21 protein-coding genes and 1 pseudogene are annotated in these 21,815 nt (G+C 56.7%); 10 read left to right on the forward strand and 12 right to left on the reverse strand.

The features are described 5' to 3' along the window. Positions 1 to 13 precede the first annotated feature (13 nt). From QLG03_RS01660 to cmoB, 3 genes are read left to right on the forward strand one after another with little or no spacing between them, the layout of a single operon-like run. Positions 14 to 409, forward strand: coding sequence for an MAPEG family protein (locus QLG03_RS01660; RefSeq protein ID WP_008804243.1), 396 nt, complete (start codon positions 14 to 16; stop codon positions 407 to 409). A gap of 39 nt (positions 410 to 448) precedes the next feature. After that, positions 449 to 1,192, forward strand: a complete 744-nt coding sequence (gene cmoA / locus QLG03_RS01665; protein ID WP_004203422.1) for a carboxy-S-adenosyl-L-methionine synthase CmoA — start codon at positions 449 to 451, stop codon at positions 1,190 to 1,192. After that, complete coding sequence (gene cmoB, locus QLG03_RS01670) at positions 1,189 to 2,193, forward strand: tRNA 5-methoxyuridine(34)/uridine 5-oxyacetic acid(34) synthase CmoB (RefSeq protein WP_023290258.1); 1,005 nt, start codon at positions 1,189 to 1,191, stop codon at positions 2,191 to 2,193. The genes cmoA and cmoB overlap by 4 nt, the downstream gene beginning before the upstream one ends. 80 nt (positions 2,194 to 2,273) lie before the next feature. Here cmoB and cutC read toward each other — a convergent pair whose 3' ends face one another. Together cutC and QLG03_RS01680 are read right to left on the reverse strand one after the other, a co-directional pair. Beyond that, positions 2,274 to 3,017, reverse strand: coding sequence for a copper homeostasis protein CutC (cutC, locus tag QLG03_RS01675; protein ID WP_048297821.1), 744 nt, complete (start codon positions 3,015 to 3,017; stop codon positions 2,274 to 2,276). Between the two features lie 76 nt (positions 3,018 to 3,093). Next, positions 3,094 to 3,663 carry a VOC family protein gene (locus QLG03_RS01680; RefSeq protein ID WP_255988040.1) on the reverse strand — a complete coding sequence of 190 codons (570 nt, stop codon included), beginning with the start codon at positions 3,661 to 3,663 and terminating at the stop codon, positions 3,094 to 3,096. A gap of 236 nt (positions 3,664 to 3,899) precedes the next feature. On the opposite strand from QLG03_RS01680, the gene argS reads away from it, so the two are divergent. Continuing rightward, positions 3,900 to 5,633 carry an arginine--tRNA ligase gene (argS, locus tag QLG03_RS01685; RefSeq protein ID WP_004203428.1) on the forward strand — a complete coding sequence of 578 codons (1,734 nt, stop codon included), beginning with the start codon at positions 3,900 to 3,902 and terminating at the stop codon, positions 5,631 to 5,633. 60 nt (positions 5,634 to 5,693) lie between these two features. Here argS and QLG03_RS01690 read toward each other — a convergent pair whose 3' ends face one another. Both QLG03_RS01690 and QLG03_RS01695 read right to left on the reverse strand, forming a co-directional pair. Further along, positions 5,694 to 6,833 carry a glycoside hydrolase family 105 protein gene (locus QLG03_RS01690; protein WP_048336026.1) on the reverse strand — a complete coding sequence of 380 codons (1,140 nt, stop codon included), beginning with the start codon at positions 6,831 to 6,833 and terminating at the stop codon, positions 5,694 to 5,696. A 4-nt stretch (positions 6,834 to 6,837) separates the two neighbouring features. Continuing rightward, a complete protein-coding gene (locus tag QLG03_RS01695) occupies positions 6,838 to 8,421 on the reverse strand; it encodes an MFS transporter (protein ID WP_048297823.1) in 1,584 nt (527 codons plus the stop codon). A gap of 356 nt (positions 8,422 to 8,777) precedes the next feature. Between QLG03_RS01695 and uspC the strand changes: the two genes are divergently transcribed. Then, a complete protein-coding gene (gene uspC, locus QLG03_RS01700) occupies positions 8,778 to 9,206 on the forward strand; it encodes a universal stress protein UspC (protein WP_004203433.1) in 429 nt (142 codons plus the stop codon). 23 nt (positions 9,207 to 9,229) lie between these two features. Here the strand turns inward: uspC and otsA are convergent, their stop codons facing one another. The 5 genes from otsA to QLG03_RS01725 all read right to left on the reverse strand — a co-directional run bounded on the left by otsA (position 9,230) and on the right by QLG03_RS01725 (position 15,129). After that, positions 9,230 to 10,654 carry an alpha,alpha-trehalose-phosphate synthase gene (gene otsA / locus QLG03_RS01705; RefSeq protein WP_032453397.1) on the reverse strand — a complete coding sequence of 475 codons (1,425 nt, stop codon included), beginning with the start codon at positions 10,652 to 10,654 and terminating at the stop codon, positions 9,230 to 9,232. Then, entirely contained in the window at positions 10,629 to 11,417 is a 789-nt protein-coding gene (gene otsB / locus QLG03_RS01710) for a trehalose-phosphatase (protein ID WP_023290265.1), read from the reverse strand. Before otsB ends, otsA begins: the two co-directional genes overlap by 26 nt. 161 nt (positions 11,418 to 11,578) lie before the next feature. Then, on the reverse strand, positions 11,579 to 12,559 hold the full coding sequence (gene araH / locus QLG03_RS01715; RefSeq protein ID WP_023290266.1) for an L-arabinose ABC transporter permease AraH: 981 nt from the start codon (positions 12,557 to 12,559) through the stop codon (positions 11,579 to 11,581). Between the two features lie 14 nt (positions 12,560 to 12,573). Then, entirely contained in the window at positions 12,574 to 14,088 is a 1,515-nt protein-coding gene (araG, locus tag QLG03_RS01720) for an L-arabinose ABC transporter ATP-binding protein AraG (RefSeq protein ID WP_032453398.1), read from the reverse strand. A 60-nt stretch (positions 14,089 to 14,148) separates the two neighbouring features. Next, entirely contained in the window at positions 14,149 to 15,129 is a 981-nt protein-coding gene (locus QLG03_RS01725; protein WP_023290268.1) for an arabinose ABC transporter substrate-binding protein, read from the reverse strand. Positions 15,130 to 16,021: 892 nt separating this feature from the next. Between QLG03_RS01725 and QLG03_RS01730 the strand changes: the two genes are divergently transcribed. Next, positions 16,022 to 16,531 carry a non-heme ferritin-like protein gene (locus QLG03_RS01730; protein ID WP_032453399.1) on the forward strand — a complete coding sequence of 170 codons (510 nt, stop codon included), beginning with the start codon at positions 16,022 to 16,024 and terminating at the stop codon, positions 16,529 to 16,531. Positions 16,532 to 16,635: 104 nt separating this feature from the next. Here the strand turns inward: QLG03_RS01730 and QLG03_RS01735 are convergent, their stop codons facing one another. Then, positions 16,636 to 16,770 carry a hypothetical protein gene (locus tag QLG03_RS01735; RefSeq protein WP_032428923.1) on the reverse strand — a complete coding sequence of 45 codons (135 nt, stop codon included), beginning with the start codon at positions 16,768 to 16,770 and terminating at the stop codon, positions 16,636 to 16,638. A 65-nt stretch (positions 16,771 to 16,835) separates the two neighbouring features. Between QLG03_RS01735 and QLG03_RS01740 the strand changes: the two genes are divergently transcribed. Further along, positions 16,836 to 18,347 (forward strand): MFS transporter, encoded by a 1,512-nt coding sequence (locus QLG03_RS01740; protein ID WP_032453400.1) that lies wholly within the window; start codon positions 16,836 to 16,838, stop codon positions 18,345 to 18,347. Between the two features lie 37 nt (positions 18,348 to 18,384). On the opposite strand, the gene QLG03_RS01745 is transcribed toward QLG03_RS01740, so the two are convergent. Next, positions 18,385 to 18,636 (reverse strand): DUF2766 family protein, encoded by a 252-nt coding sequence (locus QLG03_RS01745; protein WP_004203448.1) that lies wholly within the window; start codon positions 18,634 to 18,636, stop codon positions 18,385 to 18,387. Positions 18,637 to 18,783: 147 nt separating this feature from the next. On the opposite strand from QLG03_RS01745, the gene QLG03_RS01750 reads away from it, so the two are divergent. After that, positions 18,784 to 20,205 carry an MFS transporter gene (locus tag QLG03_RS01750; protein WP_255987947.1) on the forward strand — a complete coding sequence of 474 codons (1,422 nt, stop codon included), beginning with the start codon at positions 18,784 to 18,786 and terminating at the stop codon, positions 20,203 to 20,205. A gap of 37 nt (positions 20,206 to 20,242) precedes the next feature. Here QLG03_RS01750 and QLG03_RS01755 read toward each other — a convergent pair whose 3' ends face one another. Next, the gene (locus tag QLG03_RS01755) at positions 20,243 to 20,881 is read right to left on the reverse strand and encodes an RpiB/LacA/LacB family sugar-phosphate isomerase (RefSeq protein WP_023290273.1); all 639 of its coding nucleotides are present in this window, start codon (positions 20,879 to 20,881) and stop codon (positions 20,243 to 20,245) included. A 245-nt stretch (positions 20,882 to 21,126) separates the two neighbouring features. On the opposite strand from QLG03_RS01755, the pseudogene QLG03_RS01760 reads away from it, so the two are divergent. Further along, positions 21,127 to 21,234: pseudogene (locus QLG03_RS01760) on the forward strand (hypothetical protein); the annotation flags it as partial. 57 nt (positions 21,235 to 21,291) lie between these two features. Further along, positions 21,292 to 21,789 (forward strand): non-heme ferritin, encoded by a 498-nt coding sequence (gene ftnA, locus QLG03_RS01765; RefSeq protein WP_004203451.1) that lies wholly within the window; start codon positions 21,292 to 21,294, stop codon positions 21,787 to 21,789. Positions 21,790 to 21,815 lie beyond the last annotated feature (26 nt).

The following is a 21,815-nucleotide window of genomic DNA, read 5'->3' on the forward strand; positions in this document are numbered from 1 at the left end:
AGGGAGTTTTCGTATGGTCAGCGCGCTGTATGCCGTTTTAGGTGCGTTATTGTTAGTGAAGTTCTCATTTGACGTGGTGCGTTTGCGCACCCAATACCATGTAGGCTACGGCGACGGCGGCTTCAGCGAGCTGCAGGTCGCCATCCGCGTTCACGGCAATGCCGTCGAATATGTGCCGATTGGCCTCATTTTACTGTTATTTATGGAGATGAACGGCGCCCAGACCTGGATGGTGCACGTTTGCGGCATTTTATTGATCGTCGGACGACTGATGCACTCTTGGGGTTTTCATCACCGCGTCTACCACTGGCGCCGTTCCGGCATGAGCGCCACCTGGTGCGCGTTGTTGCTGATGGTGCTGGCCAATCTCTGGTATATGCCCTGGGAGTTGGTTTTCTCCCTCCGTTAGCGCACAATACGCCGTTTTCGTTTTTTCGGGTTTAACGTTATGTCTCACCGCGATACGCTTTTTTCCGCGCCGATTGCCAGCCTCGGCGACTGGACCTTTGATGAACGGGTTGCTGAAGTCTTCCCCGATATGATCCAGCGTTCTGTGCCTGGCTACTCCAATATCATCTCGATGATCGGCATGCTGGCCGAGCGCTTCGTTCAGCCCCACACCCAGGTTTACGATCTTGGCTGTTCGCTGGGCGCCGCCACCCTCTCCGTGCGCCGCAATATTAGCCATCCGGGATGTCGCATTATCGCCATCGACAACTCCCCGGCGATGGTGGAGCGCTGCCGTCGCCATATTGACGCCTATAAAGCGCCGACGCCGGTCGAGGTGATTGAAGGGGATATCCGCGATGTGGCCATTGAAAACGCCTCGCTGGTGATCCTGAACTTTACCATTCAGTTCCTTGAGCCGGGCGATCGTCAGGCGATCCTGAATAAAGTCTATCAGGGGCTGAATCCCGGCGGCGCGCTGGTGCTCTCGGAGAAATTCAGCTTCGAAGACGCCCACGTCGGTGAGCTGCTGTTCAATATGCATCATGACTTTAAGCGCGCGAACGGCTACAGCGAGCTGGAGATTAGCCAGAAACGCAGCATGCTGGAAAACGTGATGCTGACCGACTCTGTGGAAACCCATAAAAAACGCCTGCGTCAGGCGGGGTTCGAACATGCTGAACTGTGGTTCCAGTGCTTTAACTTTGGCTCGCTGGTGGCAGTAAAATCCGGGGAGCAGGCATGATCGACTTCAGTAACTTTTATCAGCTGATCGCCAAAAGCCCGCTGTCTCACTGGCTGGAGACGCTGCCTGCCCAGGTAGCCGCCTGGCAGCGCGAGGCCCTGCACGGCAAGTTTCGCGAATGGGAGCGCGCCGTTGAGTTTCTTCCGGAATTAACGCCCTGGCGTCTGGACCTCCTGCACAGCGTCACCGCCGAAAGCGAAACGCCGCTCAGCGAAGGCCATCGGCTGCGGGTAGAAAACCTGCTTAAAAACCTGATGCCATGGCGCAAAGGCCCTTATTCGCTGTATGGCATCAACATCGATACCGAATGGCGCTCCGACTGGAAATGGGAGCGCGTCCTGCCGCATCTGTCCGATCTTAGCGGACGGACCATCCTCGACGTGGGCTGCGGCAGCGGCTATCACATGTGGCGGATGATCGGCGCGGGCGCGCATCTGGCGGTCGGCATCGATCCCACCCAGCTGTTCCTGTGCCAGTTTGAAGCGGTGCGTAAGCTGCTTGGCAACGACCAGCGGGCGCATCTCCTGCCGCTGGGCATCGAGCAGCTCCCGGCGCTGGAGGCCTTTGACACCGTGTTCTCGATGGGCGTGCTCTACCATCGCCGCTCGCCGCTGGACCACCTGTGGCAGCTGAAAGATCAGCTGGCGCCGGGTGGCGAGCTGGTACTGGAGACGCTGGTGGTCGAAGGCGATGAAAATACGGTGCTGGTTCCGGGCGATCGCTATGCGCAGATGCGCAACGTCTATTTTATTCCCTCCGCGGCGGCCCTGAAAATGTGGCTGGAGAAGTGCGGGTTTATCGATGTGCGCATCGTCGACGCCTGCGTCACCTCGACGGAAGAGCAGCGGCGCACCGAATGGATGACCAGCGAATCGCTGGCCGATTTCCTCGACCCACAGGATCAGCGCAAAACCGTGGAAGGCTATCCGGCGCCGCTGCGCGCGGTGATTATCGCCACCAAACCGGAAACGCAGCAGTCGCTGGCGAAGAAAGCGAGATAAAAAAAGGCCCCTGTTTAATGGGCAGGGGCCTGGTACGGGCAATCATCATATTGGGCGACATGATGTGCAGCAAAAACCGTTTAACTTCTGTCAGCGGAAATTATCTTTTTCATCTCCGCCACCGCTGCGCCATTGACGGCGTAGCGTCTGTATTCGTCCGCATCGGGATCGGCTGACATCGAAACGCCTGGATGACGAAAGCGCATTTCCGATGGCAACCACTGGCCTGCAGAGCTATGAACCTCTTTCACCCCCGCCTGCAGAAACAGCGGCAGGTTCGCGGCGCGCACTCCCGCACCGGCCATAATGATTGGAGTATCCCCTGCGGCAATAAGTTCCGTAATTAATGAAATACCTTTCTCCGCCGAGGATTGCTGACCGGAAGTCAGGATACGTTTAACCCCCAGCTCACCCAGCGTCTCCCAGGCCTGACGCGGGTCGGCGCACAGATCGAACGCGCGATGAAAGGTCACCGCCAGCGGCCCGGCCGCGGCCATTATTTTTTTCATCCGCGGGATATCGACCTGACCATCGGCATTCAGCACGCCGGTCACCAGCCCGGGAAAGCCGAGCTCCCGCACCATGCGGATATCGCCAAGCATCGCGGCGAACTCCTCTTCGGTGTAGCAGAAATCGCCGCCGCGCGGGCGGATAATCGGATGCACCGGGAGGGTAATCGCCTCGCGGACCGAGACCAGCACCCCGTAAGAGGGTGTTAGTCCCCCTTCCTGCGGCGCGGCGCAGAGTTCAATACGATCGGCGCCGGAGCGCTCAGCCTCCCGGGCGCACGCCACGCTGTAACAACATACTTCCAGTACCGCCATTGTTCACTCCCTGATCCAGACAACCTTCTCAGCATGTCATGATTTCACGCGGCAGACGCCGCGCGGCTTCACACTGTTATGTATCGGCTTGCTCGCTGGCGACGATTTGTTCAATAGACCATGGGTGAAATTTGACCGTCACGCTGCCGTCGGTGACCGCCAGGGTGGGATTCGGCAGACGCTCATGTTCCCCTTTCGGCGAGCTGGTTTTGACGACGATCCCCGGCAGGCTGAGTCCGTCATCGGCCAGCAGCGCCAGAGCGCGGGCATTTAAGGTAGCCGGATCGCCGGGCAGGACAATTTCAATATGCTCCCAGCCTTCATGGGGATAACGCTTTTCACCCGGCCACGGCAGCTCAACGATATGAAAGCGCCAGTGCGCCACGCAGACCGGCTCCGCCAGTTTAAACAAGCAGATAGGCCGACCGTTGATCATATTCTCCGACAGCAGGGTTCCGCACTGCGCCAGCCCACTGCGCCAGCGCTCCGCGGTGGCGTTCTGATGACAGCGCAGGGAGATATGGTCGGCGTCGAGCCCGCCGATCTCCAGTCCCAGTCGCGCAGCGAAGCGCTGTAGCGCATCGGAAAATCGCGGGAGATCCGCCGTAATATCGGCCAGTTGTTCAATCTGCTGCCAGTTCGCCATGGGTTTGCTCGTCACTTATGTTCATCAATTATAAAAAGGCTAATCTACCGTGTTTTAGGCCGCGGACCAACCGCCACCCTGCCGCTGCGTGACCGACCGACGATGGATTGCCCATGCCGCCGCGCCGCGCGCGATGCTGACGGACGGGGACAAATGCAGTATACTCCCGCCCTAATTTGTCCACATTCCGGCGCCGCCTCCCTCGGGGGCTGGCGCATTACACGTAAGGTATTCCGGTGAATATTCAGGCTCTTCTCTCAGAAAAAGTCAGCCAGGCCCTGATCGCGGCAGGCGCGCCTGCCGATTGCGAACCTCAGGTCCGCCAGTCAGCAAAAGTTCAGTTCGGTGACTATCAGGCCAACGGCGTGATGGCTGTCGCCAAAAAGCTGGGCATGGCGCCGCGACAACTTGCAGAGCAGGTACTGTCTCATCTTGACCTCAACGGCATTGCCAGCAAGGTTGAAATCGCCGGGCCGGGCTTTATCAATATTTTCCTCGACCCCGCGTTCCTGGCGGACAACGTCAACCGCGCGCTGCAGTCAGAACGCCTGGGCGTCGCCACGCCGCAGGTACAGACCATCGTCGTCGACTACTCGGCGCCAAACGTGGCGAAAGAGATGCACGTCGGCCATCTGCGTTCGACCATCATTGGCGATGCCTCGGTCCGTACCCTGGAGTTCCTGGGCCATAAGGTGATCCGCGCCAACCACGTCGGCGACTGGGGCACCCAGTTCGGCATGCTGATCGCGTATCTGGAAAAACAGCAGCAGGAAAACGCCGGCGAGATGGCCCTGGCCGACCTCGAAGGTTTTTATCGCGAAGCGAAAAAACACTACGACGAAGACGAAGCCTTCGCCGAGCGCGCGCGCAGCTACGTGGTTAAGCTGCAGGGCGGCGATGAGTACTTCCTGCAGATGTGGCGTAAGCTGGTGGACATCACCATGTCGCAGAACCAGATCACCTACGATCGCCTGAATGTGACGCTGACCCGCGATGACGTGATGGGCGAAAGCCTGTACAACCCGATGCTGCCGGGGATCGTCGCCGATCTGAAAGCCAAAGGGCTGGCCGTGGAGAGCGAAGGCGCCACCGTGGTGTTCCTTGATGAGTATAAAAACAAAGAAGGCGAACCGATGGGCGTCATCATCCAGAAAAAGGATGGCGGCTACCTCTATACCACTACCGATATCGCCTGTGCGAAGTATCGCTATGAAACACTGCACGCCGACCGCGTGCTCTACTACATCGACTCCCGTCAGCACCAGCACCTGATGCAGGCGTGGACCATCGTGCGTAAAGCAGGCTATGTGCCGGACTCCGTTCCGCTGGAACACCATATGTTCGGCATGATGCTGGGTAAAGACGGCAAGCCGTTTAAAACCCGCGCCGGCGGCACCGTGAAGCTGGCGGATCTGCTGGACGAAGCGCTGGAGCGCGCGCGTCGCCTGGTGGCCGAGAAGAACCCGGAGATGTCCGCTGATGAGCTGGAAAATCTGGCGAAAGTGGTGGGTATCGGCGCGGTGAAATACGCCGACCTGTCGAAAAACCGCACCACCGACTACGTTTTCGACTGGGATAATATGCTGGCGTTCGAAGGCAACACTGCGCCGTATATGCAGTATGCCTATACCCGCGTGCTCTCCGTGTTCCGCAAAGCCGGGATTGACGAAAACGCCCTCACCGACGCGCCGGTGGTGATTGCGGAAGATCGCGAAGCCCAGCTGGCCGCGCGCCTGTTGCAGTTTGAAGAGACCCTCTCCGTGGTCGCTCGCGAAGGGACGCCGCACGTGATGTGCGCCTACCTCTACGATCTGGCGGGCCTGTTCTCCGGTTTCTACGAGCACTGCCCGATCCTCAGCGCGGAAAGCGAAGCGACCCGCAACAGCCGCCTGAAGCTGGCGCTGCTGACGGCGAAAACCCTCAAGCTGGGTCTCGATACCCTCGGTATCGAAACCGTCGAACGTATGTAAAACCAACCCGGCGAAAGCCGGGTTAGTTTTTTCAGGCGCCGCGCCTGCGGGGTCTCCTGCTCAGAAATACTTGCGCAGATACTCGGTCAGACAGAGGATCGCCATAGCCTGGCCGTAGGGCATCGAGGTGAGCGGGATCTGGCGATAGAAATCAAGGTCTGACCCCATTCCGGTGCCAAAGGAAGTCTGCAGCAGCTCCCCCTGCGGCGAAATATTCTGCACAATTCCGCGAATCGCTTTTTCAGCCACCCCGGCATAGTGCTGCCCGACATATCGCTTGCGCACCGCTTTGAGTATGCCGTAGGCAAAGCCGGCGGTCGCCGAGGCCTCTGGATAAGAGTGCGGGTCGTCCAGCAGGGTATGCCACAGGCCGCTGTCGTCCTGACATTTCGCTAAGGCGGCAATTTGCGCGTTCAGCACCTCGGTCAGATAGCGCCGTACCGCATTCCCTTCCGGGAGATCCACTAACTCAAGAAAATCCGGGATCACCATAGTGAGCCAGCTGTTGCCCCGCGCCCAGCGCGCCCGGGCAAAATTATGCCGACCGTCATAGCTCCAGCCGTGAAACCACAGCCCGGTTTCCCGGTCCATCAGGTTCTGCACGTGGAGCAGGAACTGATAGGTCGCCTCCTCCACATACTGCGGACGGTGAAGCAGCTTGCCAATTTTGGCTAACGGCAACACGGTCATCATCAGGGTGTCATCCCACATTTGCTGGTGGTTTTCTTCCGCCAGGGTGATGTGCTGCATGCCGCCCTGCTCGGTACGCGGCATCTCATACATTGCCCACTCCGCCCAGCTCTCCAGCCACGGCAGATACGCCTTACATCCGGTCTCTTCAAAGCGATAGGCCAGGGTCAGGAACGGCGCCATAGTGTTGACGTTTTTGGTCGTTGCCCCCTCGGCGAAACGGTCGGCAAACCAGCGGTCAATGATATCGCGCATCTCGAGATCGCCGGTTTGCTGATAATACTGATAGATGCCATACAGCCCGACGCCGTGGGTCCACTCCCAGCCGGCCCAGCCTTTGGTATCAATAACGCGCCCGTCATCCAGGCGCAGTAAAAATTGCCCGCTCTCATCCTTAATATTCACCAGGTTTTGCGTCACGTTGCGGATGAGCGCCTGCAGTTCGCTACGGGCGATAAAACGCTCAGGCTGACAGAGTAATGGGCTATGTTTTACCGGCCAAACTTTCATGTTGTTAACCTCGGGTATATGTCGAATTCAAAGCGCCGCCCTGGGTGAGCGCCGGGGCAGCAGGTTTATGACGATTCAGGTAGCCAATATTGTTATTTCCCCACAGGCAGTCGTAGGGCATCCCCGCCAGCATCTCGACGACCGCGCGGTGTTCTGCACTGGTCAGTTCCGGCTGGGCGTGACCGCTTTCGCGCATTCTTAGGGTTTCGCTGCGCAGGACGCTGTGGGTATGCAGATTGAGTTTGAAGCGCAGCGAAACGAGGAAGCCGCAGGCTAAGACCACCAGCGTGCCGACGCTGAGGATCAGCAAAATGGTATGGCTGACCCCTTCAGGCTGTATTTTTTGCCCGGAGACAAACCCCGACAGCTGCATGATGATGCCCACCAGCATCACCGCCCCCGCCTGCGAGGCTTTGCGGGTCAGCGTCATGATGCCGGCAAAAATCCCCTCCCGGCGCTGGCCGGTGATCGCTTCGTCGACGTCGGCAATATAGGTGTAGGTATTCCACGGTACGTAGTTAATCCCGCCGCGTCCCAGTCCGGCGACAGCAGAGATGAGCAGCAATAACGAATAGACGTCGCTCAGTCCGGCGTAATAGAGCAGCGCATAGGAGAGCGAGCTCAGGCCAAAGAGGACCACCACCATGCGGTACGACGGCGCGGGGCCAAAGCGAATGCACAGCGGGATCATGGCGATCACGGCGATAAACTGGAAAATCGCCATCGTTCCCAGCAGATTCGAGGCGACAGAGGCCTCCTGCATCAGAACAAAGACCACGTAATAGGTGAACACGGCATTGAAGACGTCCTGGGCGATATAGCCCCCCAGATACATGCCGAGGTGCTGGCGGAAAATTTTTATCCGCAGCGTGGAGCTCAGCTCAATCACCAGGCGATTGAGGCTCTGGGCGAGGGTTAAGTTCTGTTTTTCCGCTTCCGCCCGCAGCGCCGCCTCTGACCAGGCCTCACGCGGCCGCTCCCAGGTGAAACACCAGACGAAGGTCAGCATCACCGCGCACAGGACCGAGAACACCAGACTGGCATAAAAGAACGAGCTGGCATTGTCTTTGCCGAGCCAGGTAAGGAGGATCCCCGGCAGAAAGGAGGCTAAAATCGCCGACATTTGCGCCATTGAGATGCGCGCGCCGGAGAATTTGGTTTTCTGTTTAAAGTCATCGGTCATCTCCGGCACCAGCGTCTCGTAGGGCACCAGAATCATGGTGTAGACCATATCAAACAGCAGATAGGTGAGCAGGTAGTACCAGAAGCCCATCTCGCCAACCCACATCGCCGAGTAGCTGAATACGCACGGGATGCCGAGCAGAATAAAGAATTTTCTGCGGCCGAAGCGCTTGCCGAGCCAGGTGGTGCCGAAGTTATCGGTGAGAAAGCCCATCAGCGGGCTCACCACCGCATCCAGTACGCGGGCGGAAGCGAATATCAGCGTGGCTTCTATCGGAGAGAGTCCGCAGAAGGTGGTGTAAAAGTAGAGCAGCCATGCGGCGGTTAGCGCCGTGGTGCCGGCGCCGAGGAAATCGCCCGCGCCGTAGGCCAGGTAGTTAGCCAGTCCAATCTTTCGTGTTTTCATCGCCGTGATCCTGTGTCTTTTTTTAAGAGAACGCCGACAATCTTTCCGGATTTGCCACCGGAAGGGAGTGGGTACCTGGCTACACTAAAAGCAGCGAAACGACGTTACCTTTGTGCTTTTGCCACGCAACCGCCGCTGGTGGCAAAATGACAAAGAGATGACGTCTTCACTTCACTCATTTATAAAACGGCATTTCTTTTAAATCAAAAGACAGGTTCACCATTGTGATCTGGCCGGAAAAACACCGACTGGCGAAGAGGCTCGCAAATCCCGGGATCGGCCCTTGCGCAGCCGGGTAAACAGGAGTAAAGAAAGAAGGAAAGAAAGGGTTATTCCGCGTATCTCAAGGAGGCCAGATGCCTTATTCACATCTGCTGGTTGCCGTCGCGCCAACGCCGGAGAGTCAGGTATTAATTAAAAAAGCGGTGTCGATTGCCCGGCCCGTGAACGCGAAAGTGAGCTTTATCACCCTCGCCACGGATCCGGAGCTGTATAACCAGTTCGCTGCGCCGATGATGGAAAATCTGCGCGAGGTGATGCAGGAAGAGACACGTGATTTTCTCAACGAGCTGGCGCGTCACGCGGACTACCCGATAGAGAAAATGACCATCGCCTGCGGCGAACTGGGCCATCATATTAAGGACTTCTGCCGGTCGCACCAGGTCGATCTGGTGATCTGCGGCAATCATAACCATTCCCTTTTTTCGCGCGCCACCTGCTCGGCGAAAAATATCGTCGGCAGCTGCGGCGTCGATGTCCTGCTGGTTTCCCTTGAAAAGGGCTAACGCCGGTTAGCCCTTTTCCTGAACTAGGCCAGTTTAGGGAACGTGGCTATCTTCCCCCGCAGGCGGCTCTCCTCACTGCGCGGTGAAATATGCTGCAGATCGTCGACAAAGCGCGCCTGCCAGTTATGAATATCATTTTCTCTGATCACGTCCAGCATCGCAGAATGACGGGCAATACGTTCCGCCAGCGGCATGCTAAGGGCGCGATCCAGCGCGGCGGCAACCTCGTCGCGATCGTAGGGGTTGACGATCAGGGCGCTGGTCAGCTCCTGCGCCGCGCCGGCAAACTGCGACAGGACCAGTACGCCAGGGTTATCCGGATCCTGCGCCGCCACGTATTCCTTCGCCACCAGGTTCATACCATCGCGCAGGGGCGTCACCAGGCCGACGTCAGAGTAGCGGAAGACCTTCATCAGCAGCTTACGATCAAAATGCTGGTTCAGGTAGTAGAGCGGGGTCCAGCCAAGCTGGCCAAACTGGCCATTGATGCGCCCGGATGCGGTTTCCAGCTGGTGGCGGATATCCTGATAGGCCTGCACATCGCCGCGGGAGGTCGGTGCGATCTGGGTATAACGTATCTTGCCGTGATGCTGAGGATACTTTTCGAGCAGCGTCTCATAGGCGAGGAACCGCTCCGGCAACCCTTTCGAGTAGTCAAGCCGCTCCACCGAGAAGATATTCTTCACGTTTTTGAGCTCGTTTTTCAGCTGGACCAGTTTCGGCGGCAGCGGACCTTTGGCGTTGCGCGTAATCTCGTCCGGATCGATCCCTATCGGATAAACCTCAGTGCTGAACGCCTTACCCCACGCCTGATAGCGTTTGTCTCCGAGGTCGGAGAGTCGGGTCTGCATGGCAATGCTGTCAAGAAACGCGGTTCTGTCGCTTTCAGTCTGGAAGCCCAACAGGTCGTAATCGCACAGTTGCTCCAGCAGCTCAGCGTGCGGCGGTAGCGCGTTAAAAATCTCCGGCGTCGGGAACGGAATATGCAAAAAGAAGCCGATCCGGTTGTTGACCCCACGCTTGCGCAGTTCGCTGGCGAAGGGCAGCAGATGGTAATCATGGATCCACAGCGTATCGTCTGGCTCGATCAGCGGCAGAAGCTTGTCCGCCAGCATGGCATTGACTCGCTGATATCCCTCCCAGGCTTCGCGCTGGAAGCTGACCAGATCAAGACGATAATGGAAGGCCGGCCACAGCACGGCATTAGAGAACTGGTTGTAGTATTCATCATGGTCACGTTCATTAAGGTTGAACGACGCCCATGAAATATTTCCGCGGGAGACCTGCTTCAGCGGTTGCTGGTCATCGCCAATTTCGCCGCTCCAGCCAAACCACAGACCCCCTGCCGCTTTCAGTGCCCCCAGGATGCCGACGGCCAGACCGCCAGCGCTCGATTTTTTATCGTCCGGTAAGGCGATACGGTTAGAGACTACGACTAAACGACTCATGGTCATCCCTCCTTTCGGTTTGCGCGTCATACGCCAGATGTTGCAACCACGTCCTTACGGCGGCGGCATCCGCCAACCGCCAGTGCGCCTGGGTTTCCCCGGCGCCCACTTTTATCGACATTCCCTGCAGTTGATTAACCACGCTGAATCCCGCTTCGTCGGTCAAATCATCGCCGACAAAAACCGGTTCGCGACCGGCAAACGGCGCTTCCTGCATGAAGGCGGTGATCGCCTCCCCTTTGTTGACACCGCGGGGTTTAATCTCCACTACGCACTTGCCAAGCTGTAGCGCCAGCAGCGGGTAGCGCTGAACGATGCGCTGCGCCAGCTCCAGCACCGCGCTCTGCTGCTGCGGCGCCTGGCGGTAGTGGAGCGCGAAGGCCATCTCTTTACTCTCCAGCTCGCACCCGGGGAGCGCCTGCAACGCCGAGGTCAGCTCAGCCGCGATTTCATCGCGCAGAGCCGACGGCAGAGAGACAATATAGGTTTTACCATTGATATCACGGCGTTCAGCCCCGTGAACACCGGCCAGCGGTAGCCGCCAGGGATGGGTTAGCGCGTCAAGTTCAGACATTGAGCGCCCTGAAATCAATGCCACCGCCCCGCCCTGCTGCCGGGCCAGCGCGTTGAGCGCCTGCAGCGTGTTGTCGGGTATCACCACCTGATCGGGGTGCGGCTGGATATCGGCAAGAGTACCGTCGAGGTCAAAGAAAAAAGCGTAGTTTCCGGTTAGCGCAGGCGGTACAGATATCTGGTTATCCACCCTGTTTCCTCCTTATCATGGCCAGCCGAAGCTGGTTGTTAATTATATGTTAGCCATGTAAGTATAGACAGTGTGACCAACCTCGCCATTTTTGATAGTTACCGCCAGCGAAACGGGCGCTGGCGGTAATTACTCTGTAGACTTAAAAGTTATGCCTGAAATCAGGCCGCACGTTTGGCTTTTTGTTTGTAGCGGTCAAAAATTACCGCCGCCAGCAGGATGACCCCGCGCACGACGTATTGTGAGAACGGCGAGATGTTCAGCAGGTTCATCGCGTTCTCCACGGTCCCGAGGATCAGGATCCCGGCCACCACGTAGGAGATCTTGCCGATCCCGCCCTTCAGCGATACCCCGCCCAGCACACAGGCCGAAATAACAATCAGCTCATAGCCAATCGAGGTCATCGGCTGGCCGCTGGTCATCCGCGACGCCAGGATAATTCCCGCCGCAGCCGATACCAGACCGGAGAGCACAAAGATAATAATCTTGGTGCGCACCACCGGAACACCGGCCAGACGCGCCGCCTCTTCATTGCCGCCTATAGCCAGCGTATTACGGCCAAAGGTGGTTTTGTTTAGTAATAATCCGAAAACCACCAGGCAGGCGACCGTCAGCCAGATCGGCGCCGGCAGACCAAACCAGTTGGCGTAACCGAGGGTGAAGAAGCGTTCATCTTCGATCCCCACCGCTTTACCGTCGGAGATAATGTAGGCCAGACCGCGGACAATCTGCATAGTGGCCAGCGTGGTGATCAGGGCGTTGATCTTCAGGCGGGCAATGACAAAGCCGTTGACCAGGCCACTGATCGCCCCCAGCAGCAGACCGGCGGCAATCCCCAGCCACAGGCTTTCGCTCAGGTTAATCACCACCGCGGTAGTGACCCCGGCACAGGCGATAACCGACGCCACCGACAGGTCGAAATCGCCGGAGGCCAGGCAGAAGAGCATACCGCAGGCCACCATCCCGGACATCGAGATCGCCAGCCCCAGCCCCTTCATATTGACGAATGAGGCAAAGTTAGGCACAAAAATTACGCAGCCGATAAACAGCACCGCAAACACCACCAGCATGCCAAACTGATCCCAGATACGGGCAAAGCTAAAGGCAGAGCGGGTAGCGCCGGACGTAGTCACTGATGACATCATTTACTCCTTACTCAGGCGACAGCCTGACTCACTTTTGGCATCGCAAGGCTTAACGCCTGCTGTTCATTGGCTTCTTCATGCAGCAGTTCGCCGGCGACTTGCCCTTCACGCATCACCACGATGCGGTCGGCGACGCCCAGCACTTCCGGCAGGTCGCTGGAGGCAAATACCACGGCGACACCGGAGGCGGCGAGGCCATATATCACGTTGTAAATTTCATGTTTGGCGCCGACATCGATACCGCGGGTGGGCTCATCGAGCAGGATCACCTTCATCTCTTCCGACAGCCAGCGACCCAGGATCGCTTTCTGCTGGTTGCCGCCAGACAGGTTCATGATCAGCTGTTCCGGGCCCGGCGTTTTAATGTTCAGCGACTGGATATGCTGATCGGCGTTGTCCGCCTCCCAGGCGTTGTTGATCAGGCACCCGGCGTGGATATGCTTGCGCCGGGCGCTGATATTGATGTTGTCGCGCACGGAGTGAACCGGAATAATCCCCTCCGCTTTACGATCTTCCGGGCACAGCATCATCCCGGCCTGGATGGCCTGGGCCGGTTTGCGTATGTCGACGGGCTGGCCATCGATATACACCTGACCGCCGGTGATCCGCGTCCCGCCGAACAGACCTTTCATCAGTTCGCTGCGCCCGGCGCCCACCAGCCCAAACAGGCCGACGATTTCGCCACTGCGCACCGAGAGGCTGACCGGCGTGCGCACGCCCGGGGCCTTGACCTCCTCCAGACGCAGCCGCTCTTCGCCGTAGGGGCGAGGTTTCCAGCCGTAAATATCCCCCAGATTGCGCCCCACCATCGCCTGAACCAGCGCGTCGTGGCTGACGCTCGGCATATCATCAAAGGTGCAGACGTAGCGGCCATCTTTAAAGACGGTGATGGCATCGCTGAGGGCAAAAATTTCTTCCATCCGGTGTGAAACATAGATGATGACGCGCCCCTCCTCCCGTAGCTCGCGGATAACGCGAAACAGGTTGTCGATCTCCCGGGCGGAGAGCGAACTGGTCGGTTCATCGAAGGCGATAATTTTGGCGTTACGCGCCAGCGCTTTGGCAATCTCCACCATCTGCCACTGGCCAATGGAGAGATACTTCAGCGGCGTCTCCGGGTCGATATCCAGCCCCAGATGCTCAAGCTGCAGGCGGGCCTCGTAGTTGAGCAGCGAGCGGTTGACGATGCCGCCTCTGTGCGGCAGCTGGCCAAGATAGATATTTTCGGCGACGGTCATCTCCGGGATCAGATGCAGCTCCTGATAGATAATCGCCACGCCGGCGTTGAGCGCCGCCATCGTATTGGTGAACGCCATCTGCTGACCGCCGATCTGCAGGTGGCCCGCGGTGGGGATGTAGTTACCACTGAGGATTTTCAGCAGCGTCGATTTGCCTGCGCCATTTTCGCCCATCAGCGCGTGGATCTGTCCTGGGTAGCAGTCAAAACTGATATCGGACAAGGCCTTTACGCCAGGGAACGTCATGGTGATGCCGCGAAATGAGAGATAAGGGGTAGACTGTTGCATAACGACTCCGCTCTTCTGCACTCAGCCCCCGCCGCGGCGGGGGCCAGTTCAACCGGGCTGTTACAGCCCTTTTTTCGCCAGCTCTTCTTTGAAGTTATCGCGGGTAATCAGCACCACATCGGTCACCGCAGTGAACTTCGGCGGCTCAACGCCCTTGGTGACCCAGTTGTAGAGCATTTCGCTGGTTTTATAGCCATGAATATCCGGGCTTGGCAGCAGGGAGCCATAGAAACCGGTCGGCTGCGCCTTCGACAGTTCGTTGACGGCATCCACGCCGTTGATGCCAATGCCAATCACATCCGGCGCTTTAAAGCCCTGGCCTTCAGTGGCACGCACGCCACCAAGCACGGTGTTGTCGTTCATCCCAACGATCAGCCAGTGTTTAACCTGCGGGTGCTGGACCAGCATTGAGTTACCGGCGTCAAACGCCCCCGGGATATCGTTAGATTTTGTCGGAACGCGGTAGATTTGCGCTTCCGGGAAACCGGCCGCCTTCAGGGCATCGATGGAGCCAGTGGTACGACGGCGGGCGGTGTCCAGCTCATCGGCGGTGATGGCCATCACCGCGGTGTCTTTGACATCCCAGCCGCGTTTCTGCATCTCTTTATACAGCTCCTGCCCCTGGCGGGCGCCGATTTCGCTGGCCGCCATCATCACCAGCGGCACGTTCTCCATCGGTTTACCTTTGGCGTTGACGAACTGGTCATCGACGGTAATCACCTTCATGTCATAGCCGCGCGCTTTAGCGACAATCGCCGAGCCGAGCTTAGGATCGGGGGTACAGATGACAAAGCCCTTCGCGCCGCTGGCCGCCAGGCTATCGATGGCGTTCAGGGTTTTCTCACCATCCGGCACCGCAATTTTAATGACGTCAAAGCCTAAATCTTTTCCTGCTTTATCAGCAAATTTCCACTCGGTCTGAAACCATGGCTCTTCCGGCTGTTTCACCAGAAAACCCAATTTCAGGTTTTCCGCCATAGCTGATTGTGACATAACCGCTGCAAGACCAATGGCCGCCAGCGCTTTAGTAAATTTGTGCATGGTAAACTCCAGCTTTAATTCGCTTTCATGTAGGGAAAAATCGGAATTAACTTTTTTATCAGCATCAAAACAAGGCATTAGAAAAATCACATTCCCTACTGCCGTTGTTAGAGTAGTAATACCCGGAAATTATTTCTCCATACGAGAGCATTATCACATCGCGGAATTACAGTAATTGCGTACATAGATTTAGCAAAAAAAGACATAAAAAAAGACATAATTGTCATACAATTTAACCGGCGAATAGCAGGATCATCTATACCACCAGCAGGGTTATCCCTGTGATGTCAGAGGGTGTTTAACAGAGGGTTACGGCACTGTTATATCCAGCGGCTAACGGGGTCGCAGCGGCGGTCAACTGCCTGCCGGCGCTGAAGATCAGCAGACGCGCGTCGCCAGTCCGGCATCGGCCGTTTTATATCGCGATAAAACGGATCTTTTGCGTAATTTATTCCGAATTGAAAAAAGATATTCCGGATACATAAAAAAGCCTGCAACAAAAAATAAAAATAATTATCATCACCATGAAACATTGCTCTCTGAAATAACTTATAGCTTTGCGTTATACGACGAATCTCGTAGTCAAATACCTATAACTTATACCTGGCACACCGCGCTAGCGCCCCGGTCTACGCCGCCAATCTCCAGCCAGTCGTCATTCAGGAATAATCGTGTAACAAAACGTAAATTATCCATCTTGAGAGTTTTCTTAATTCCATTCAGCGAGTATTCTAAAATTGTCGGCAAGAGGAAAAATTACCCGACTCATACGGAATGTGTAGAGTTTTATTATTCTGCAACAGTGCAGCGCGCCACTCTTTTATCCTGTTGTTTACCGCAGGAACCGCTGACGCGCACCAGTAACCCCTTCCCGGTTAATAAGGATATTTTTATGGCAGTTCCAGGAATGGCACAAAAGCTAAACACCCAGATGAACCTTGAGTTCCACGCCTCTAACGTTTACCTGAACTTAAGCGAGTGGTGCGCCCGGCATCGCTTCGACGGCGCCGCGACATTTTTGCGCAACCGCGCGCAATGCAGCATCACCCTCACCATGCGCGTATTTGACTATCTGAAAAAAGCCGGCAGCTGGCCGATAGTGAATCCCGACCGCGCCTGTAATCCCGAATGTACCTCGCTGGAAGATCTCTTTACCCAAACCCTGGTCGATTACCGCCAGCGTAGCAGTATGCTGAGCGGTCTCGCCGAGGAAGCCAAAGCGCAGAGCGATGACAACACCTGGCGTTTTCTGACCCGGCTGGCGGAAGAGCAGCAGCAGGATGGGCTGCTGCTGCAAAGCGTGCTCGAGGAAATTCGCAATGCCGACAAAGCCGGGATCGGTATGGAACAGACCGATCGCCGTCTGATGGCCCTCGTCGGAGCGTCACAGAAACCCCATTAATCAGAGGTGTCGGGCCTTTCTCGGCCGATCAGGGGGGAGCGCGTTCGCGCTGCCCCGCCCTGTTTATTAATCCGTTATCGCTATACTCCCCTGCCATTTATTCCTCAAAAGAATAAAAAAGTTTTAACTCGATCCCATTCCCTCGTCACCGTTACCCCTTTGGGGGGATTAGTGAGCGCGGTCACTTTTTGTTGAGCCACAAAGAAATATAAAAACAGTGTTTCAAAAATATAAAACACGAGGTTTATTTTTTATGGCTCGATACACGGCTTCAGCCTCTGAAGGGCTGCAGGGAAGACCGATCTTGTTACGCCATCAGTTAGCCTACGGCGGCGGTAATCTGTTAGGGAGTGGCGCACTGGCGATAAGCGGGGCATGGCTACTCTATTTTTATACGACCTTTTGCGGCCTGACGCTGATCGAGGCCTCATTTATCTTCTCCGTCGCCAGCATCATCGACGCCATCAGCAACCCGCTGATGGGCTATCTGACGGATAATTTTGGCAAAACGCGGTTAGGCAAGCGCTTTGGCCGTCGGCGCTTCTTTTTGCTGATCGGCATTCCGCTGATGCTGTTCTACCCGCTGCTGTGGGTAGAGGGCCTGAGTTTCTGGTACTACCTGTGCACCTACGTGGTGTTTGAGATCATCTACACCTCCATCATGGTGCCCTATGAAACGCTGGCGACAGAGATGACCGATGATTTCTCGCTACGCTCAAAGCTCACCGGCTATAAAGCCATCTTCGGCAAGCTGGCCAACTTCCTCGCCGCGTTTATTCCCGGACAGTTCATTCTGCTGTACGGCAAAGATTCCGCCACCCCTTTCTTCCTCACCGGGCTGACCTACGGCGCGATCCTGATCGTCGCGATTACCTGCCTGTGGCTGTGCAGCTGGGAGCGCGAGCGTGCGGAAGCCGTGGATACCAGCGCGAAAAAGGGGCTGCTGAGCACCCTGCTGTCGCTGGCGAAAGACATGCGTTCCACCTTTTATCTGCGCGTGTTCCGCAAACATCTCGGTATGTACCTGTGCGGGTTTGGCGCGGAATGGCTGTTTGCCTCCATCTTCACCTATTTCGTGATATTCGTTCTGCAGCACGATCCGGCAATGGTGGCCGGGCTGAACAGCCTGAACTCGATTCTGCAGCTGATCTCCACCGCGCTGTTTATCGGCCTGTGTGTGAAAAAGGGCTTCAGCAAACCCTATATCCTCGCGCTGGGGATCGTGATTTTCGCAGTCCTGCTGTATACCTCGCTGTGGTTCTTCCATCTGCCGTCAGGCCTGGCGACCGTGCTGATGTTCGGTATTACCGTGCTGTTCGGCCTGGGGACCGGCGGGGTTTACTATATTCCCTGGACCGTTTACACCTTCCTCGCCGATGTCGACGAGATCTACACCGGACGCCGCCGGGAAGGGATCTATGCCGGCGCCATGACCTTTTCAGGGAAAATTCTGCGCTCGATTGTGGTGTTTTCGATGGGGGCCATCCTGAGCTTTTACGGTTTCCAGTCAAAAGCGCACAGCCAACCGGAAAGCGCCGTGACCGCCATCGCGGTGGTATTCTGCGTCGGTGTCGTCGCCTTAGCCCTGGCCGCCATCGTCTTCAGTAAGCAGATGAAACTGGACCGTAAAGCCCATCTGGTGGTCCTGCAGGAAGTCGCGCGGATTAAAGCGGGCGGTAAAATCAGTGATATTGCGCCGGAGGTGCGGGCAATCGTTGAGGATCTGGTTGGCCATCGCTACGAAGAGTGCTGGGGCAACAGCAAATTGTTTAAAACCGCTGAGGCTGCGCCAACGCAGACCGTGGTTTCCCATTAAAGGAAAAGGCCCCGTCGGTCACCCGCGGGGCCGGTTATTAATGCGTTTCTTCCTGCGGGGTAAACTTCAGCTCAATCAGGGCAATCGCTTTTTGCACCGCGCGAAGCGTCACCGGATCGGCAGAGGCCGGGTGGCTGGCGAAGTCAATGGCTTTCAGCTGGCTGGTCATTTTTTCACGTACTTCCACCGGCGCGATGACGTCAATCACGTCGAGGATCTGCTTGATAACCAGCTGGCAGGCAACCACATCGGAAACCAGCTCGTCGTGTTCGGTAAGATGTTGAGACATTAATTACTCCTTTTTTCAGGAGCGTAATAGTACCCTAAATCGTTAACGATAATAAAACCTGCCGTGGCAGGTTTTTTTCGCCACCCGAGTGGCTGGCGGCACCTTTGCTGCCGCTTTGCCGAGGATCCCCTTGATGGCAGCGACAACATGAATACCGCGATCTCTTCCGGGAACGAACGTGCTTTTTCAGCCCCGGCGCTGCTGGTGGCTGGCGCCTTTTTTATGGAGTTTCTCGACGGGACGGTGATCGCTACCGCCCTGCCCGACATGGCGAGAGATTTTGGCGTTACCGCCGTCGAGCTGAATATCGGCATCAGCGCCTATCTGATTACCCTCGCGGTGCTGATCCCCGCCAGCGGCTGGATCGCCGATCGCTTCGGCGCCCGGGCTATCTTCACCCTCGCCCTGGCCATTTTTACCCTTGCCTCGATCTTTTGCGGCCTCTCCAGCGAGATGCATATCTTTGTCGCCATGCGTATCCTGCAGGGGATCGGCGGCGCGCTGATGGTCCCCGTCGGTCGTCTGGCGGTACTGCGCACCACGCCGAAACACCTGCTGATAAAGGCCATCGCCACCCTCACCTGGCCGGCGCTGGTGGCCCCTATTATCGGTCCGCCTTTGGGAGGCTTTATTACCCGCTACGCCAGCTGGCACTGGATCTTCTTTATCAATGTCCCGCTGGGCGTCGCGGCGATTATCCTGTCGCTGCGCATCATTCCTGATATCCGCGAAGCAAAGCGGCGCGCCTTTGATATGACAGGGTTTATCACGACCGCGGTGGCGATGGTCAGCCTGGTCACGGCGATGGAACGGCTCGGCGATCGTCAGCCGCAGATCTGGCCGACGCTGGCCCTCGCCGCGCTTGGCTTCGGCTGTCTGGCGTATGCTATCCGCCACTTCCGCCGGGCGACAGCGCCTATGGTTCGTCTGACGGCGTTGCAGGTGCCGACGTTCCGCGTGACGATGTACGGCGGCTCGCTGTTCCGGGCCTCCATCAGCGCGGTCCCCTTTCTCCTGCCGCTGCTGTTTCAGGTGGGGTTCGGCATGGATCCCTTTCACTCCGGTCTGCTGGTGCTGGCGGTATTTGTCGGCAATTTAACGATTAAACCCGCCACCACGCCGCTGATCCGCTGGCTGGGCTTTCGTCGCCTGCTGTTGATCAACGGCGCGCTGAACGTCTGTTCGCTGCTGGCCTGCGCGCTGCTCACGCCGCAAACTCCGGTCTGGGCGATCATGCTGATCCTTTATCTCGGCGGGGTGTTTCGCTCAGTCCAGTTCACGGGCGTGAGCACGTTGGCCTTTGCCGATGTCCCCGCCGCGCAGATGAGCGATGCCAATACTCTGTTCAGTACCGCGTCGCAGCTGGCGGTGGGGCTGGGGATCACCCTTGGGGCAATCGGCATTCGCCTGGGTGAACAGGTCGGCGACTGGCTGCACCTTTCCGCCGTACCGGGGATCAGCTTTCGCCTGGCGTTTGTGTTTATCGCGGTGATTTGTCTGGTGGGGATGATCGACAGCCTGCATCTGGCCAAAACGGCAGGCAGCAGCGTGTCGGCGAAGAAATCGTAGAGGTTGGAAGGGCCAGCGGCGCTGGCCCTGATAACGATTACCCGACGATCTGGCGGACAAACGCTTCGATCGCTTTATCCTGGCAGTTTTCGAAGAAGCACTGCTGGAAGCGAGGGCCAGAGACCGCGGTTTTCACCAGTTCCGGATCGATGGCGCGCAGGGTATCGAGATAATTTTCTTTGACTACTGCCGCTTTGACCTGGTTGAGGATCCCGGCATTACGCACCTGCGGTTCTTTGCGCTCCGGCGGATAGCCTTCGCCGTTACGACCGGTAAAGGCTTTTTCAAAGATAAACCGCACGTTCAGCTCGGCGCCCCAGCCGAAACCTTTGGCAAACGGCAGCGACAGCGCGTTACCGTTGTTGATCTGGGCAAACAGGAACGCATCCGCCGGGTCGATACAGTAGCCGCAGACCACGCCAGGATGGATGTTCAGCGACATCAGCGCTCCCTGGCCGGTACCGCATCCGGTGACCACGAAGTCGACCGCCTTCGAATTCAGCAGGATGCTGGCCATGATCCCGAGGTGAATATAGGTCAGATGATGATCGTTCTCATCGCTCATACCGACGTTATAGACCGGAAATCCTTTTTCGTCGGCAACCGCGTTAAGCTCCTTGAGGATGATGGCGTTTTTGTTCGCCTGGCTGTTCTCCATCATCAGTGCAATCTTCATGGTTTACTCTCCTGAATGCTGTGCGGGCCTGCCCGCAGAATGTCATTGGCGTTGACTGCACTCTACTACCTGGAAAACAAACTTTCAAATTTTATGAAAAGTTGTTTTAAAAATTACGCATCGCTTCACACTTTCGCCGCCTCTGCCGCTCAGGTTAGCGTGTCGCCTCCTCATCAGGACGACTCCGCCTGGTGCTCCCCGCCTCGCAATCCGCAGAGGCAGTCATTTCGCCTCCGCAAAAAACTAATAATAAATTAAAACCATTCTCATTTATTATTAAACTGCCAATGCGTGTTATTCCCATTAGCATTTTAAATAAAATCTTTTTAAATTTACTTTTTGCAAATAATTAAATAACAAATTATAGTGGCAGCCGATAACATCTATATTTTAATTCCAGGAGCGCGACGATGCTGAAAACGGAAATGATCGACAAACTGAATGAACAGATGAATCTTGAACTCTATTCTTCTCTTCTTTATCAGCAGATGAGCGCCTGGTGCAGTTATCATAGTTTTGAAGGGGCTGCGGCCTTCCTGCGTCGCCATGCCCAGGAAGAGATGACCCATATGCAGCGCCTGTTCGACTACCTGACCGACACCGGCAGCCTGCCGCGCATCAACGCTATCGCCTCCCCGTTTGCCGAGTATGCGTCACTGGATGAACTGTTCCGCCAGACCTATGAGCACGAGCAGCTGATCACGCAAAAAATTAATGAACTGGCGCACGCGGCTATGACCAGTCAGGATTACCCGACCTTTAATTTCCTGCAGTGGTATGTCGCCGAACAGCATGAAGAAGAGAAATTATTTAAATCGGTAATTGATAAACTGACCCTCGCCGGGAAAAGCGGTGAAGGTCTGTACTTTATCGACAAAGAGCTGGCCACCCTCGATACGCAGAATTAATTGCCCGCGCCGCGACGCTTCTCCGT

Origin of the sequence: Klebsiella sp. V115_8 (genome assembly GCF_029967715.1) — a bacterium.
GTDB classification, from domain to species: Bacteria; Pseudomonadota; Gammaproteobacteria; order Enterobacterales; family Enterobacteriaceae; genus Klebsiella; species Klebsiella quasipneumoniae.